Below are 17,605 nucleotides of genomic sequence, written 5' to 3'. Positions count from 1 at the left end.
ATTTCCCTCCTAAACAAACTGCTCCATTTTTGTTACGTATATCTTTTCATCCTCATCCTTATATCCCATAAATATCACTGCGGCAATATCTCCATGATTGAATACATACGTATAGTCAGGATTCAAGTACCCTTCCGGATATAAACATCCAACGTAATCATATATTATTTGATCTGACGCCAGCTCCTGCTTACGGCCATAAATCATCAGCTTTTTTGTTCCCTGCTTTAACAACACAACCGAACCAATCGGCAGTAATGTTTGTTCCATATATAATCACCTAAGTCCTTTATTCCTTCAATTGTTTACTGTCTTTACATCATACGGGCAGCAGGTTTTTTCGCACGCGTAATAACATCATCCATCTCTTGTAAAAATTGAGATAAACTTACTGAGCGAATCTCCACAAGCTCTTCAAATTGTCTCTCTACACGTCTTGCAACCCAGTTCGTTTGTTCTGTGCACAATACATACAAACTATTGATACGAAATTCATTTTCCATATGATAAAAAGATGAAATTCTCCCTCGGTATTTATACTCTTTTATAGAGTGCGCAAGCACCTTTGCAACTTTTGCAGGTACTCCCTTCGCTTTTAATGTTTTTTCTATTTGCTGTAAATTATAATAGTGACGCTCCTCTAATAGGTCCGTAAACGTATCTAAAGGCAACGTGATAATACCTTCATACACAATCGGTTTTTCTTCCGGCAGCATCGCTTGTACAATCTCTCGCCACGTTTGCGCTGGGTTTCCTCTTTCCTGTAATAAATAAGAAAGTTGATCATCATTTTCTGACACTCGACTTTCAATTACCTTGCGTGCATTTAAGTAAAAATAACTTTCCTCTTCTTGTCCTTCTTGCTCTGACTGTATCCATAATGTCATGTTTGTTTTGGTACAAATTTTTACATACTCTAACAACTCGGGCATGATATCTATGTCATTGTTTTTATATACGATATATCCTTTATGAACGAGTGACTTGGCGGCACGCTTCATTTCTGTCTCAATCTCTTCCAGCCAATATCCAATAAAAGGATCAGGCACTCCAATTAAGGCATTGCATTTAAACAGACTCGCAAGAAAAAAGAACTCTTCGTTTGTCAGCGCGATCCCTTTTTTTATACTCATTGCAATAATCTCCTTTTATTACACACTCTTTTCAGTGAGGCACATAATCTCTTTAATATGAATATGCCGTTTTTTTCATTTCTTTCACATTCCAATAAGACATATATTATATTCCTCTATTAAGAACTTTTTCCGAAGGTTTGTCACGTATTTAATACGTAATATTTTGTTTTTACACTCGCAATTCTTATTATACTTCACAATTCTTACGCAAACACGCGAATTCATCAAAACAATAAAAGAGAGACTTATTAGTCTCTCTTTTATTTTACATCATTTTCAATCCTATGTTTAGAGGAACGCCTAACTTATTTTACAGAATACGACACATTGCATATTATTTTTTAGGCTCTGTTAAAGGAAAACTCCTCAGTGCCATGCGCTGACAAGGTTTCCGTTTTGAAGTTAGCTGATCTTTAGAAACTGCTGCAACTTTTCTTTAACAAGCGCTGTTTCTTCTGGGTCCTGTTCGCCTCCAAAATCAATGCCTGCAAACAATGAACCTGTACTAATCGAAATACCTGCGCCTATATCACCGACAGCCGTATCAGTAAATTCTAGCGCTGCACGAGATTCTCCTGTAACAGCTTGTCCTACCTCGTTATATCCGCTTGCTTGACTGATATGTGCTGCAAACAAATCTCCGCTAACAGCATGCAGGGTAGTGTCTTGTGATCCCTTGATACTAGAGCTCTCTAAACTGAATAAAGACGGATTACTTACTTTAATGCCCTGCACATTTTGCAATTTACTAAATGCAATTGTAGAAGCAAAGCTTGCTGCCATGTTGCCGAACGAGATAGAACGACCGACTTCTTCATCTGTACGCCGAAAATCCATCGCCTTTTTCTGTAAAAAGCCACCCTGCTCTTCTAAGGTTTGCACTAGCATTCGGGATATACGATGCCACTCAGCTAACTTACGTTCCACTTGTGCTTTTTGCGAGCTCTCCCACGTTGCCTGATGAATGGAACGTGTTAAAATCTCCGTGATTCGTTGAAAGTCTCTTGCTGTATCCCGCAATGTACGGCTCGCATCCTCAAGTCGCTGCGGGTTGACCAATATACGCCCCAATTTGTTCTCCCCTATCATATCTCTCTATCTTTTTCACGTACTAATGATAGCCTATATTATACATTACAAAAATTGTCTTTCACAATATATTTGTGAAGAAAAGATAAAAACCTGGACTTTTTAGGCGAGAGAGAAGAACAGGCGGTATATTGTTGCGGTTAGGACTTATGATGCACTCGTGCTTTGTAAGACCATGCGCAGGGAAATAACTGTTCTGGCTCGTTCTTCTCGATTTTTACTTAGTATGCTTTTCCCCAGTAAACCATGTGCTTTGCTTCTTTACCACAGCATACGCAAGACGTTGTATGCTGAACCTGCTCAAATGGAATACACCTTGATGTTACACCGACTTCTTCTTTTAAGCGTTCTTCACATGCTAATGCACCGCACCACATTGCTTGGATAAAGCCTTGCTTTTCATCTGCGATCTTCTGCATGTCTTCCATAGAATGAGCGACGTATGTTTTTTCATCGCGCGCAGCCTTTGCACGAGCAAACATGGATTGATGAATGTCGTGAAGGAGCTCGGTAATGCGCGTCTCTAGTGCATCTAGCGTTACAATTTCCTTTTGCTTCGTATCGCGGCGAACGAGGACTGCTTGATTGTTTTCGATGTCTTTTGGTCCGATTTCGACACGAATTGGAACACCCTTCATTTCATACTCATTAAACTTCCAGCCTGGCGATTTGCTGCCCGCGTCCATTTTCACGCGTGCTACCTTAGCAATACGCTCCTGCAGCGCTGCCGCTTTTTCGAGCACACCTTCCTTATGCTGGGCAATCGGGATAATGATAACCTGTGTAGGTGCAATTTTTGGTGGCAGCACCAAGCCATTATTATCACCGTGCACCATAATCATTGCACCAATTGTGCGTGTTGTCATACCCCAAGAGGTTTGATGCGCATGCTCCCATCTGCCATTTTTGTTTAAATATTTAATATCAAATGCTTCGGTAAAGTTGGTTCCGAAGTTATGAGACGTAGCTGTTTGAAGTGCTTTACCATCGTGCATCAAGCTTTCAATGGTATATGTAGCTTTAGCACCGGCAAACTTTTCTTTCTCTGTTTTTTGTCCTTTTACAACTGGAATCGCTAAATATTCCTCACAAAACCATGCATATAGATTTAAAATATCAATTGTTTCCGCATGTGACTCTTCAGCCGTCGCATGAACAGTATGACCCTCCTGCCACAAGAATTCTGTTGTACGCAGAAACGGACGTGTTGTCTTTTCCCAACGTACGACGGAACACCATTGATTGTACAATTTCGGTAAATCATTATAGGACTGCACAATCTTAGAGAAATGCTCACAAAATAACGTTTCCGATGTTGGACGTACACAAAGACGCTCCGCAAGCTTTTCTTCTCCGCCATGCGTCACCCAGGCTACTTCAGGCGCAAAGCCTTCCACATGGTCCTTCTCCTTTTGCAGCAGGCTCTCTGGGATGAACATTGGCATATACACATTTTCATGTCCTTTTTCCTTTAAGCGTTCATCCATGACGCGCTGGATGTTCTCCCAAATTGCGTACCCGTACGGACGCAAAATCATACAACCCTTTACACTTGAATAATCAACGAGCTCTGCCTTCTTCACAATATCCGTATACCACTGGGCAAAGTCTTCTTCCATAGATGTGATTTCTTTTACTTGATCTTTCATCCTCTGAAACCTCCTTAATATTTTATCTAGACCTTTGGGGATACAAAAAAGCCCCATCCCACAATAGGGACCGAGCTTGTGTCGGCGGTACCACCCTGATTTATATAAATCACTATATACCCTCAAGTCAGATAACGGTCTTATCCCGCTGCAGCCTACTATTATTTCGGTGCAGGACTCCAAGGCTGGTTCAACGCATCCTTTTTGAGAATCTTTCAGCCGCCGAATTCTCTCTCTGCTAAAAAGGGGCCTTGCGTTTACTACTCCTCTTCACTGTCTGTTTGCTGTAATTTTCAATCATTTTACAATAAGTATAACCGAGATACAAGGAAAAAACATTCTTTAGAAGATATTTTCGTTAAGTAAAATATACGTTAAGTTTCTTCCATTTTTTCTGAAATAATATAAAAATGCTGTAAAATAAGTAGTATGTTTTATTTTTATAAATATTCAGATAAAAACAACTACATCGCTATACAATAAACTAAAGGAGGGGAATGCTAGTGAAACTAACAAAACAGGAAAAAAGCTGGATGTTTTACGATTGGGCCAACTCCGCCTACTCTTTAGCCATTACGACAACGATTTTGCCTTTATATTTTAAAATGGTCGCAGAGGGTGCGGGAATGAAAGCTTCTACCTCTACTGCCTTCTGGGGGTACGCCAACTCATTCGCAACGTTTTTAATTGCTCTAATGGCTCCTGTCCTCGGTACAATTGCCGACTATAAAGGCTTGAAGGAGCGGTTTTTTAGCTTTTTCTTTGGTTTAGGTGTTGTATTCACCGCTGCCCTTGCCCTCGTACCAAGCGATCAGTGGATGTGGCTTTTATGCATTTATACACTCACCGCTATCGGCTTTTCTGGCGCTAATGTGTTTTACGATGCCTATCTTGTAGACGTAACGTCTGAGCAGCGAATGGATAAAATTTCAGCCAACGGTTTTGCGCTTGGCTACATCGGCAGTACCATTCCATTTCTGCTATCTATGGCTCTTATTTTTCTCTCTCAAAATGGTACATTACCATTATCATTTGCAGCAGCATGTCAGCTCTCCTTTGTCATCACCGCTATTTGGTGGGTCGTATTCACCATCCCAATGCTTCGCAATGTAAAACAGGTTTACTATATCGAAAGAGAACCGAATGTCATTCAAAACAGTTTTAAGCGTCTATTTGATACCTTTCGCAATATCAAGCAGCATAAAGTTTTATTTATGTTTCTATTAGCCTATTTTTTCTATATCGATGGCGTCAGTACGATTATTAAAATGGCGTCTACGTACGGAGCTGACTTAGGCATTGGTGCAACTGATTTATTATTAATCCTACTCATTACCCAAATTGTCGCCTTCCCTTTTGCTTGGCTATACGGTCGCCTCGCCGCGAGATTTCCAGGTAAAACGATGCTGTATGTAGCAATCGGAATGTATACGATATTATGTATCTATGCTTACTTCGTCACAACAACTCTTGATTTTTGGATTTTGGCGCTCCTTGTCGGCACATCACAAGGCGGTATTCAAGCGCTGAGCCGCTCCTACTTCGCTAAGCTAGTGCCAAAGGAAAAATCAAATGAATTTTTTGGCTTCTACAATATCTTCGGGCGCTTCGCCGCTGTAATGGGGCCTTTGCTAACAGGCATTGTCACACAGATGACCGGCAGTACCAATGCCGGCGTATTGAGCGTAGTCGTGCTGTTTATCATCGGATTTGTATTACTTATCCGCGTACCACAAACAGAGCAGCATACCAATTCAAATTCATTACCGCTATAACAGAAGGGGATATGTCCCCCTTCTGTTATTCTTATAACTGCTCTACCGTATTAGGAACAGATTAACAAGCATCCAGCACGTGTACCTCTTTAGCGCTAACCGCAACTACACATCGCCCGTTCTTCTCTCCCATCTAAAAAACAACCTTTCATATCTATTCATTATTTTTCATAAACACTCTTTCCCTCTCCTTCAATTTCTCGTATACTTTTTCTATCATCATGAAGGGAAGTGAAAAGAAAGTTGAAAGATATACTAGAAAGAAGATTAAAACTATGGCATATTATCGCGATCGGTCTTGGTTATATGGCACCGATGGCGGTATTTGATACGTTTGGTATTGTAACCGAGGTGACGGATGGACATGTTCCAGCTGCCTATACAGTAACATTAATCGCCATTTTATTTACCGCCCTTAGCTATGGCCATATGGTAAAAGCGTTTCCTGGGGCTGGTTCTGCCTACACGTACGCCCAGCAATCCATTAATAGCAATGTTGGCTTTTTAGTGGGCTGGGCCGCTATACTAGACTATTTATTTCTACCAATGATTAATGCTCTTTTAACAGCTATTTATTTAAGTGCAATTTTCCCCGATGTACCAGGGTGGATTTGGATTGTAGGCTTTGTACTTATTTTAACTGTTTTTAATATTTTCAGCGTTCAGCTCACGGTTTCTTTTGGTGCTGTATTGGTGTTGTTTCAGGTCATTACCGCTATTTTATTTATCCTGCTAAGCGCTGGGCAGTCATATGCTCAATGGTCAACTGCGCCATTTACAGACAATGTTTCGGTAGGAGTACTGTTCGCAGGCGCCTCCATTCTATGCTTTTCGTTTCTAGGATTTGACGCAGTTACCACTCTGTCTGAGGAAACAATTGAACCAAAAAAGACGATTCCAAAAGGGATTTTAATTATCGCCTTAACCGGGGGCTTATTATTTATTACCGTTTCTTTCTTTGCGCAAATTTTGTTCCCAAGCGCTGCCATGTTTAGCGATGTAGAAGGTGCTTCTGCTGAGATTGCTTATAAAATCGGTGGGACATTGTTTCAATCTGTGTTCGTCGCAGCCGCGTTAACCTCGACAATTGCCTCAGGACTAGCTTCTCATATGAGCGCATCTCGTCTTTTGTTCGCGATTAGCCGCGATGGCTTTTTGCCGAAGCGTATCTTCAGCTACGTACATCCGCGAACAAAAACACCGATGTGGAACATTATCCTGATCGGTGTTTTATCACTTACTGCTGTTTTGTTAAGTCTGGAGATGGCTGCGTCTTTAATTAACTTCGGCGCACTTACAGCCTTTAGCGCCGTTAACATTTCAGTCATCATGCATTATTATGTAAAACAAAAACGACGTTCTGCATGGGATACGGTCCGTTTTCTAATTGCACCGCTGCTTGGTAGTGTGTTCATCTTTTTCCTATGGACAAGCCTAGAAGCAACCTCGCTGATACTTGGACTTTCTTGGTCCATGATTGGCGCGTTGTACCTGTTATATGTAAGGAAGATGAAGAAGATTAATATTCCAACGTTTCATTTTGAATAAGGATTTCCCCCGAGCGGGGAAATCCTTTTCAATTTTTTCACAAAAACATAATCAATTTCGCTATATATAAAAGAAGCTATCGGCAACCACGGAGGTAAGCATATATGAAAGAAAATCTTGATATTTACTTACAACAAATGCACTAGATTTCTTACATCATTTAGAAAATACTGTCGTTATCTTAAATCCAAGAATAGAGACACAAAAACTATTTACACCTGCAGAACTGGATGCTATTAAAGAATGGAAAAGATGTAGCTACAGTACTTAAGAGAAGTACATGCACTGTAAGCCGTTCTTACACTTTTGATTGCTGTTTGAATAGTTCATGTCAAAGAAGAGGTGCTGTTTTTGAGGAAAACTTTTGTATCTGTTTTATGTATAACTCTCGTTTTATGCGTGGCAGCCTGCCGTCCATATACAGGTGAATATATCCAATGGACCGATTCCCCTGAAATTGCTAATACTAAGTTACTGAAGAAAAATAAGATTCCTTATAAGGTTGAAAATGGGGTTATGTATATTCCTAAAGACGCTTTTAATACTGCCATTTCTTGCTGCAGCTAATCTAACAAAAACAGGATGTCTGAAATAGTCCTTTATACTCCCTAAGACCTCCTCTTTCTTTTGAAGCTTTTTTCTACACGGACATTTTGCGATGTGTAATCACCCAGCAGGCTATGTAACCGAGAAACGCTGCCAATAAGATATCGCCTCCTTGGCTAAAAAGGCGTTTTGGAAAAGTAACTACTACTTTACAACTTAATCACTTCTATGTAGAGTTTTGTTTTTATTGATAATAATTCTTATTGTAGAAATAAGTGAAAACTCCCGTATCGTAATTGTTGTCCAAACAAACCACGAGGGGAGCTTTCACTTTGTCCTTACAGTGTATTAAATTACTTTTACCATCTTTTTGAAGATAAATCTCTCACCAGATGAAGAGCCTCATGGATTTTCCAGTATTGTCGACTCTTACACAGTAAATTACTCGATTTGATTACTTAATTTTATCGTTTAGGGGTAAGTTCATTTGTATTAAGTAAATAGCGGTGTCCCATTCAACTTCTTCAAAATAAGACTTTTGAATTAACTCCCTATCTCTTCTGTTCCTCTCTCTTCACCTTCGAATACAATCCCCATAATGGGTACGGCAGAAATCACAATGCATACCGCAGAGATGACGAAAACAGCAAATAAAGAAGTTGCCTCCATTAGTACACCAGCAAAAGCAGACCCAAGCAGCATTGTGCCCATAAATATAGGTGTAATAATGCCATTTATGCGACCAATCATGTGCTCCTCTACAAGTTGAATCATAAGTGTGCCGATTACAATATTTACACCCGCTAGAAAAGCACCGCTTAAGAAACGCATTGTGAGTGTGAGCCAAAAAGAAGTTGAAAGTACTTCCACTATACTGGCCACCGCCAAAAACAATATGCCCCCAAGCAAGATCGTTTTCTGGTTTGTTCGTTGTATACTCGCAAGTAATCCACCACCAACTAACAAACCAACTCCCGCTGCGGCCGAAAGGTATTGTACAGCCTCCTTATCAAGTTGAAGCCTCTCTGTCACAAGAAACACCTCAAGCGGCTGAATCAAACCTACACCAAGTCCTACAAAAGCAAATGAAATTGACATGTATCGTAAGCTTTTAGCTGTGTATACATACTTCCAGCCTGCCTTTATATCAGCAAGTAACCCTTGTGCGATGATTTCTTCATCTCTTTGCCATTTTGGTAATCTTGTCAAAAGTAGCGCCGATAGCAAGAACAGCACGGTTAAGCTGTATAAAGAGGTCATTACACCTAGCTTTGTATATACGAGTGTGCCGATGACTGGGCCCGCGATGAGAAAAATTGCCTGTAAACTCTGTGTAATAGCAATCGCCGCAGAAATATGGGCATCTTCCACGTTTCGTTTAAACATTTTAGCTCCTGAAGGCTGCGCAAATTGACTGACCACCGCTGAAATGAATGCAGCAGCAAATAATGATTGCCACAGTCCAGCTTGAATTAGCAAGATAATACCAGCGATAGACGCGGCACTTAACAAGTCACCAACAATCATGGTGCGTTTCGGATTCCAGCGATCTGCAAGTGCACCGCCAATGAACGAAAAGATAAAAATTGGTGCATATTCCAGCACTGTTAATAATGAGACAGCAACCGGGTCATTATTCGTTTGTTCCATAATAAAAAATAGCAATGCCATATTCCGAATCCAGATAGCTAGCTGCTGCAGCAAATCCGATCCCACAATAATTCGAAAGGTTTGATTGCGCCATAATTCTTTCATACGTCTCCTCCTTATATACCGACTGTCCGGTCTAATTTTGTGTAGCAAAAGACCGTATGTTAGTCTTTTGCAGCAATCCCTGTTAGTAGTAAATCAATGCTTCTTTTATACAAACGTTTCACTTGTTCAGCCTCTAACTCGAAATATAATGTGCCAAGACCACTTAATGTTCCTTGCAAAATATACATAACATCCTCAGGTTGGTCGTTTTTAAATTCCCCGCGCTCAATGCCCTCTATAATAAGTTCTTTATACATGTCATGTGATGCACGGTTCCACATAAGCATGTCATGTAACGTATCCTGACTAACTGCTTGACTCATAATAAACTCATCCATTACTTTCATGAGTGGGTTCTCAAAGTCTTCTGCAAAGTGCTCAGCAAGCGCATATAACTTCTCCGTACTGGTCGCAATCGTTGCTTCTTTTTCCGCCCATGCTAGCATCCAATCCTGTATATGCATCTTCACTAAAAATAAAAATAACTCATCTTTACTTTTGAAATAGTAGTAAATACTTCCCTTACTACGACCTGTAACTCCGCAAATCTCTTCCATAGAAGTTGCTGCATATCCTTTACTCGCAAACAACTCCTTAGTTTGTAATGCAATCTCTCGCTTTACTTGTTCTCCATCTTTTCTGCGTTTCTGTTCCATAGCATCTCCCTCTAAACCGACCATTCAGTCTAATTTTAAAATACATTTTACATAAGCGCAAGTACCAGCATCCTAATTGCTAATCAAACGTTTGTTTAGTTCGAATTCCCTACTCTCTCAACGCTTCTAGCCTTTTAATCAAACGTTTGTTTAGCTAGCTATTCACACTCCTTCAACACTTCTATCGGTATTTGACCTTGGTACGGTTGTGTTATGATAATTTTCGTTCGTATGAGAGTATATTAAACACATATACGAAGTAGAGTTATCTCGAACAAGCGTATTATGCATGCTTTGGCGGCTTTCTCTTTCGTATATACGCCCAGCCTATGTATCACCCACAAGCAAAAGGTGGTTCTTCGCCAGATGGACCGAATAGAAAAAACGTCTTAGGCTTCAGTAAGAAGCATATGTTGAAAAACCAATTTGCTTATATAGACTATGTAAGACAAGAATAATTAATTGATAGTGATAAATTTATGTATTACGGTGGCTATGGTAGCAGTTTTTCTCTAATCGAAGGACTGTTATGAAAACACGGATATTATACGTACACTCAGATATTTTTGGAAAGATAAGACCCTGATTTCCTGCTTGGCGTAAGGAAATCAGGGCCTTTTTATGTTCTTAAAGGATAAAACAATTCGGAATTTCTTACCAAGGGCGTGACGGCATTTCGCAGGTTTCATACACTAATACAGATAATGGAAATCAAAAAATAGAGACACCATAATAAAGGGACATACCATGTAATAGATTGTTAGTAATTTTACTTTCTAAAAGATAATAAAAACTTTCGATTGCACCAGCTATTAACAATGTTGAAAAGAACACATGCAGTAATAAGTTTTCATTAATCCCTTTTCAGAAGCACGCTTGTACTAAGGCAGTAGATTCAGTAATTTCTCCTGCAAGACTTACAAGAGCTGTTCCCCCGATCCTCATTCTTTCTTCCCAAGTTGATGCTTGAACGAGAAGTTTTACACTTTGTCTAAGTTCACCTAGTGATTGTATGTATTTTTTAAATTTGATTAACTTTGAGACCGCAATTAAATTACTGCCTATGAATGCAGCAAGCTTTTCCCACCTTACACGTGCTCCGCTAGACCCTCTTGCGATACACCTAACCTCGCTTTTCCCACCTTACGTGCTCCGCTAGACCTTCTCGCGGTACACCTAACCTCGCTTTTCCCACCTTACGTGCTCCGCTAGACCCTCTTGCGATACACCTAACCTCGCTTTTCCCACCTTACGTGCTCCGCTAGACCCTCTCGCGGTACACCTAACCTCGCTTTTCCCACCTTACGTGCTCCGCTAGACCTTCTCGCGGTACACCTACACTCGCTTTCCTCATCTTACGTGCTCCGCTAGACCCTCTCGCGGTACACCTAACCTCGCTTTTCCCACCTTACGTGCTCCGCTAGACCTTCTCGCGGTACACCTACACTCGCTTTCCTCATCTTACGTGCTCCACTAGACCCTCTTGCGATACACCTAACCTCGCTTTTCTTATCTTATGTGCTCCACTAGACCCTCTTGCGATACACCTAACCTCGCTTTTCTTATCTTATGTGCTCCGCTAGACCCTCTCGCGGTACACCTAACCTCGCTTTTCCCACCTTACGTGCTCCGCTAGACCTTCTCGCGGTACACCTAACCTCGCTTTCCTCATCTTACGTGCTCCGCTAGACCCTCTTGCGATACACCTAACCTCGCTTTTCCCACCTTACGTGCTCCGCTAGACCTTCTCCCGGTACACCTAACCTCGCTTTCCTCATCTTACGTGCTCCGCTAGACCCTCTTGCGATACACCTAACCTCGCTTTTCCCACCTTACGTGCTCCACTAGATCCTCTTGCGATACACCTGCACTCGCTTTTCTTATCTTATGTGCTCCACTAGATCTTCTCGCGGTACACCTAACCTCGCTTTTCCCACCTTACGTGCTCCACTAGACCCTCTTGCGGTACACCTAACCTCGCTTTTCCTACCTTACGTGCTCCACTAGACCCTCTTGCGGTACACCTAACCTCGCTTTTCTTATCTTATGTGCTCCACTAGATCCTCTCGCGGTATACCTGCACTCGCTTTTCCCACCTTACGTGCTCCACTAGATCCTCTTGCGATACACCTGCTTTCATCTCAAGCTAGGTAGACCGCAGCACCACCTGCGCGCTTACCTTAGCTGTCTAATCAAACGTTTGTTTAATGTAAAAAAGACACTGTCGTTGGGACAGTGTCTTTTTCCTTATGAACCACCAGATTCCTGTTTTCTTCTTTCTCGCTCTACCTGTTGCCACAATTCCATAGACTCACGTACAAGTTCCTGTGCTTCTTGGCTTAATGCTGTGGCAGAGGATACCTCCTGTAGTAGCTTTTCTGCCTCTAAATATTGCTCCGCATCCGCATATGCACGCGCCTTCTCTAGCTTTCCGCTAAGCTCCTGCATTTGTATATCTAATTTTTTCGCGTTTGCTATCACTTCACGCGCTCGCGGTTTTATAATCTCTGTAACTTTGTTTGTTTCTTTTTCATCAACAATCCGCTGTGCATGTAAAATTGCTTTCTTTGTATCACCCTCATCAAGTGCATCTATACTGCTTTTCATGGTCTGCGATGCCTTTACATAGGATTGAACGCTTTTATCATTTTTTTCCTGTGCAGCTTGTTTAAAGGAGGCAACGGCCTCTTCATAGCGTTCCTCTTTTACTGCTTTTACCCCTGCTTTGATATGGTTTTCATATTCTGAACTGCAAGCCGTCAATAGAAAGAGCATGCACATGAATGACGCTAGTTTTCGCATAATATGTCCCCTCTCGCTGTAGCTGTCTCTTTCTCAATTATAATGGAAACTCTTTTATTTTTCGATAGAATAAGAGATTTCACAGAAGCAATCGTCGTTTTTCTATCATTTCAGTAAGAGATTTATTTAAATCTTCGGCAATATGAGACATATCATGCTTAGGACTTAACTGCACAATACGAAGAGTATGATGCTCAAGCACTTTGGATACAGGATAATCAGCGTGTACATTCGGATGGATTGCCCACACCTCATGGACGGGTCTTATATATTTCGCATAATCCGATCCAAATAAAAATAAAGACCTGCAAGCTCCGGCATAGTTTGTTAGCTTTTTCATTGTAGCTGTTTTTTGCCTTACTCTAGTAGCATCCCATATGTGATGAAGCGGTCGGTATTTAAAATCAAATACGAGGCTTCCCATGTAGATATCTTTCTCAAATACATCCATGCGCATATCAGGGCAATTATTTGTACTATCAGTATACAAAGGCATATGAAGGGACGTATGTGCAGGTTCACTAGGAATTTCTCCTTCATATACAAAGAGCACTCTAAGATTACCTCTCTTTAATGTTACGCTTGTGTTTCTATCCAGTGTAGGGATTTGAATCTGTTCTGAATGAGACTTAGAGAAAATCCAGCCCTCCTGCGGAGAAAAATGCAGTTCTTCTATTAAAAGCTTAAGGAATTGAACAAAGCCCCAGGTCTCATACAGCTTATCCGTTCGTTTCCAGCGCAGATGATACGATGCATCTAAATTCATAGATCGATTACTGCGCCAGTCTCTTTGCATATGAAGCAAGGCGCGATACTTAGCATTCAACTGAGCGGCTCGCGGCAAAACATTACCATCCCATACCTCCACTTCATGCCACCAAGCTGTAGATTGCAAGATATTGAGGTTCATAACAAACTGACTGACCTGTTTATATACATTCTCCAGCCATCCTAGCGCTTTTTGCAGTTGCGACCGCTTCTGACTATTTCCTTCTCGTTGCAATTGTCTTTCCAGTATACTTTGATGAACAACACTTTCATTGCGCATTTCAATAAGTGACGGCTTCATCATCTGTATAACAGACTTGATCCACCGATTTTCATGTATGTCATAATTCAAACGACGTACCGGGACCCGCCATTCCTGTGCCCGATCCGGGTAGCGGAGGCGCTGGGCGAATGTCTCTGCATCCATCGCGAGAGGTTGATAATTGAGCTTGGTTTCATACGTAGTTGCCATTTCGTAGTTTGCATGCGATACAAGTTCAACGAGTGCAGGCAACACCGTTTTATAATGATGCTCAAGTACCCTTGCTTTATTTGCAAATTCATGCGGCACCATCCTATATACTGAGCCTTGGCTCACTACATCATAAGCAAGGCCCTCCAAGAACTCCTGCACCTCATCCTTCATCACCTGTAGCTGGCTTTCTGTCACCTGCTTAGGTTGAATGCGAAGCATCGCATAATACCAACGCCCGCAATACACCCTAACTAAATAATCACCTGGTATAAGAGGAAAGTTTTCATGTGAAAACAACAGCTTTTTTTGCGAAGATGGTAATAAATATGATTCTCCTTCTCCATCACTCGATGTTTGAATTACACAATCATCCAGCCCTTCAATATATAAACGACAATCTTCATACGAACTTTGAAACAAAACAAACACATCAATATTTTCTCGAATGACACTGCATCCGTTGAGTTCATGTTCCTCCTCAACAAACATAAGCTGCTCTCTAGCTTGCCCCTGCTGTTCAAAATATACCTGGAATTCAGTATGTGTAGCCATGTAGCTTCAACTCTTTTGCTTTTTGTTTCAAAAGGGCAATTGTGTGTACAAAGGTAGACAAATGCTTGTACTTTTCAAAAAGTGTTAATAATTCACCTGCCACAACGTCACCTTTTTCCTTTTCATACGTACCGACCAAAGGTCTCCACACTTCCTCGGCTCCGCGTATTTTTGTTAAAACACGCTGCACAATCTGTAAATCCAATGCTTCTTCTCGCGTCATACTTCCCGTGTGCGGCAATAGCTGCAGGTACGCATTAATTTGTCTCACTACACGAGGACCTATCCCCGTACGCGCATCTGCCTTATGCATAGCTTCATGTATATCCCATAGTAAATCGATTTCAGCATCACTCAGTTCAAATCCAGTCGGTTGACGGAATGATGTATACGTCTCATACGAAATGGGTGTGGTTTCAATAAGACCATCCTCCTGTAAAAGGGCATATTTCATAATATTAAGCGTGATAACGTTTGCCCGGTCAAGCACTTTGTCTGAAAAATGATACGTAGATTCGTCTACATTTACAGTTCCAACAAACATTACATTGTCTCCAATAGGAACTGTTGGTGGATATTGCTCTGCATTATGGAGAGTCGTTTTTAATTTTTCATGATATAAACGAATTGCCTTATTCTCTCGTCCCATTTCTAAAACCGATAAAAACTGAGAAAAATAATGTTCAACACGTGCTAAGTTCATTTCATCAAATGCGACCACGTAGAGCTTGTCCTTATGTTTAGAAGCATCTATTAATAAGTCAACTAAACCGGAATCACCGGCCCGATACACATTATTTAACAAATCCGTATAGCCCATTACATGTGTATCATCTGTCCATGCCGGTCTAACCGGAATAAATAACATTTGATGCTCATTATGGATACCAAGAGCCTTTGCATATGCATGGACAAGTCTAGACTTTCCAATTCCGCTCATTCCTTGAAGAATGACTAGATTTGAAACCTTCATCGCTGTATGAAAGTTTACTAAATCTTTTTCAGCATATAATAGTCCTTCCGCTTTTGTGACACGTATAAAATGCTGCAGAAATGCTTCCTCCTCTGCCTTCTCTTCTATACGGTCCATTTGAGAAGCTGTTGCGGCTACCTCAGCTATTGCGGCCTCGAAAGGCTCTGTGCCACTAAGTAACGCCCTCAGGCTGTCATACATATGAATGTTCATAAAAAATAGTGTTGCGGAAGCCTCATACATGTCGTCAAGCCACATTTCCGGAAGTACCTGCACTTTAAGCTTCTCTTGATAGTGAAAGCAAAATCCGCCATGTGCATGAGAATGGCCGCTAAACGAGCCAATAACATATACAATTTCTTCACTTTCCTTCCAGAAAACAAACTCTGGTGTATCGTTACTTTCAGTAGAAATTTTGGGTATTTTCCCAACATGCTTTTTAGCTTCAATTCGCTGGAAAAACTCTTCCATAGAATAACCATGCTTTTCGTGACTGTACACGGGTATAGAGGCAAAGATATCACGATTTTGGAACGTATCGGCCTTTCGTAGCAATTCAATATCACGAGCTAAAAACACTTCTCCGCTTGCAGTTTGTTTACGTATAGGGGTAAATACAAAAAGGTAATTTTCCAGAAAGTTGCGCACATCTTCTTCACGCATATAATCCGACTTCCTTAAATCATCATGAAAGCCAAACTTCTCTAATTCCGTTGCATACCCTGTAAAATAATATTGATTTGGAAATGATTTAGGTGCTTTGGATATACGTTTAATCCAAAACTGAACCGTATTTTGACTATTCACAAATACACTTCTCGATTTGCCTAAATCCGTTTCAACATCATAATTTGAAGCCACTGTGCCCAGCATAGAAATATCCCATTGTTTCATCATATCGAGGCCTCCCATCGCACAAATTCATGCATATTATAGAACTCTTTTATCTGCTCCGTGCGTACAGCTTTTTTAACTTTTCTCAGCAATGAAGGTGTCATTGTAAATCGCAGCAAACAAACGTATTCAAAAGAAGATAATACTTCCGTTCCAATCGCCTTTTGAATTGCCTCATTTGAAAGAAATACTTCTGCTTTATCTGTAGCAAGTTCTGCGAGATCTCCAAGCACAGCAATCGTTTTTTGCGGCTCCGGTGATATTAAAAAGGTTTGCGGAGCACGTAATGTTTCCATCTCTATTTGCTGTTTATTGCTTTCTGTCATGACCCTACGCAACTCCTTACGTAACTTTGATGTTTCCTGTTCATGTAGTTTTTGCTCATGTGCATATGCAAGATTTCTCTCTTTCTCTTCTTGTATTCGTTTCTTTAATTCTTGTATTTCAACTTCTGCTTTCTTTACTTCCGTTTCTTTGTGCTTTAATGCTTGTTCCGCTTGCAGTAAGTTCTTTGATAGCTCTTTTACTTTGCCATCCTGCTTTTTGATTTTTTCCTCTAAATTTCGAATGATGTTTTGTAACGGCAGAATAGGATTTTCTATTTCTTGCGAAACAACAGGTGCTTGCAAGCTTTGATATAATTGTGCTGCCATTTGTAGTTGCTCTTCTTCTTCTGAAAGCAATAATCCTGCTAAAATCTCAGCGCCTCTTTTATAATCCTTCATCTCGTGTAGTAATTCTTGTTTTGTCTTAGGCCAAGCATGCGGTAAATTCATGTCTCCTAACACACTTTGTACACGCGCCAATAGTCGCGGCTTTAATAAATCACCAATTACTTTCATTCGCAGTCTTCGAAGCATTTCACGATCTACTTTTCGAAAGCCATTGACAGTGATGCCTGTTTTTTTCATAATTTGATAAAACTTCTCTTCATCCATTTCTTGAAAAACCCATTTCCACAGTTCCTTCTCCATGAAATCATACCTT

General features: G+C 40.8%; 12 protein-coding genes and 1 other annotated feature. Of the genes, 2 read left to right on the top strand and 10 right to left on the bottom strand.

Going from position 1 to position 17,605, the window contains the following annotated elements; genetic code table 11:
• Positions 1–9 precede the first annotated feature (9 nt).
• The 4 genes from MUG87_RS14415 to proS form a co-directional block, all read right to left on the bottom strand.
• Entirely contained in the window at positions 10–270 is a 261-nt protein-coding gene (locus tag MUG87_RS14415; RefSeq protein ID WP_247083039.1) for a DUF4176 domain-containing protein, read from the bottom strand.
• Between the two features lie 44 nt (positions 271–314).
• A complete protein-coding gene (locus tag MUG87_RS14410) occupies positions 315–1,133 on the bottom strand; it encodes a hypothetical protein (RefSeq protein ID WP_247083038.1) in 819 nt (272 codons plus the stop codon).
• Between the two features lie 405 nt (positions 1,134–1,538).
• Positions 1,539–2,207 carry a WXG100 family type VII secretion target gene (locus tag MUG87_RS14405; RefSeq protein WP_247083037.1) on the bottom strand — a complete coding sequence of 223 codons (669 nt, stop codon included), beginning with the start codon at positions 2,205–2,207 and terminating at the stop codon, positions 1,539–1,541.
• A 239-nt stretch (positions 2,208–2,446) separates the two neighbouring features.
• Positions 2,447–3,874: a proline--tRNA ligase gene (gene proS, locus MUG87_RS14400; protein ID WP_247083036.1), complete on the bottom strand. Its 1,428-nt coding sequence runs from the start codon at positions 3,872–3,874 to the stop codon at positions 2,447–2,449.
• Between the two features lie 62 nt (positions 3,875–3,936).
• Positions 3,937–4,157 (bottom strand) — a binding site (T-box leader).
• 214 nt (positions 4,158–4,371) lie between these two features.
• Between proS and MUG87_RS14395 the strand changes: the two genes are divergently transcribed.
• Both MUG87_RS14395 and MUG87_RS14390 read left to right on the top strand, forming a co-directional pair.
• Positions 4,372–5,649: an MFS transporter gene (locus MUG87_RS14395; protein WP_247083034.1), complete on the top strand. Its 1,278-nt coding sequence runs from the start codon at positions 4,372–4,374 to the stop codon at positions 5,647–5,649.
• Between the two features lie 243 nt (positions 5,650–5,892).
• Positions 5,893–7,197, top strand: coding sequence for an APC family permease (locus MUG87_RS14390; RefSeq protein WP_247083032.1), 1,305 nt, complete (start codon positions 5,893–5,895; stop codon positions 7,195–7,197).
• A 1,089-nt stretch (positions 7,198–8,286) separates the two neighbouring features.
• Here MUG87_RS14390 and MUG87_RS14385 read toward each other — a convergent pair.
• From MUG87_RS14385 to MUG87_RS14360, 6 genes are all read right to left on the bottom strand, one after another.
• Positions 8,287–9,498 (bottom strand): MFS transporter, encoded by a 1,212-nt coding sequence (locus MUG87_RS14385; RefSeq protein ID WP_247083030.1) that lies wholly within the window; start codon positions 9,496–9,498, stop codon positions 8,287–8,289.
• Between the two features lie 59 nt (positions 9,499–9,557).
• On the bottom strand, positions 9,558–10,154 hold the full coding sequence (locus MUG87_RS14380) for a TetR/AcrR family transcriptional regulator (RefSeq protein ID WP_247083029.1): 597 nt from the start codon (positions 10,152–10,154) through the stop codon (positions 9,558–9,560).
• Positions 10,155–12,401: 2,247 nt separating this feature from the next.
• The gene (locus MUG87_RS14375) at positions 12,402–12,956 is read right to left on the bottom strand and encodes a hypothetical protein (protein ID WP_247083028.1); all 555 of its coding nucleotides are present in this window, start codon (positions 12,954–12,956) and stop codon (positions 12,402–12,404) included.
• 79 nt (positions 12,957–13,035) lie between these two features.
• Complete coding sequence (locus tag MUG87_RS14370; protein WP_247083027.1) at positions 13,036–14,751, bottom strand: nuclease domain-containing protein; 1,716 nt, start codon at positions 14,749–14,751, stop codon at positions 13,036–13,038.
• Positions 14,735–16,621, bottom strand: coding sequence for an McrB family protein (locus tag MUG87_RS14365; protein ID WP_247083026.1), 1,887 nt, complete (start codon positions 16,619–16,621; stop codon positions 14,735–14,737). The genes MUG87_RS14370 and MUG87_RS14365 overlap by 17 nt, the downstream gene beginning before the upstream one ends.
• Positions 16,618–17,592, bottom strand: coding sequence for a coiled-coil domain-containing protein (locus MUG87_RS14360; protein WP_247083025.1), 975 nt, complete (start codon positions 17,590–17,592; stop codon positions 16,618–16,620). Before MUG87_RS14360 ends, MUG87_RS14365 begins: the two co-directional genes overlap by 4 nt.
• Between the last annotated feature and the right edge of the window lie 13 nt (positions 17,593–17,605).

It is taken from the genome of Ectobacillus sp. JY-23 (assembly GCF_023022965.1).
Classification (GTDB): domain Bacteria; phylum Bacillota; class Bacilli; order Bacillales; family Bacillaceae_G; genus Ectobacillus.
Note: the sequence above shows the minus strand (reverse complement) of the source record. Positions and strands in the feature narration are given on the sequence as shown.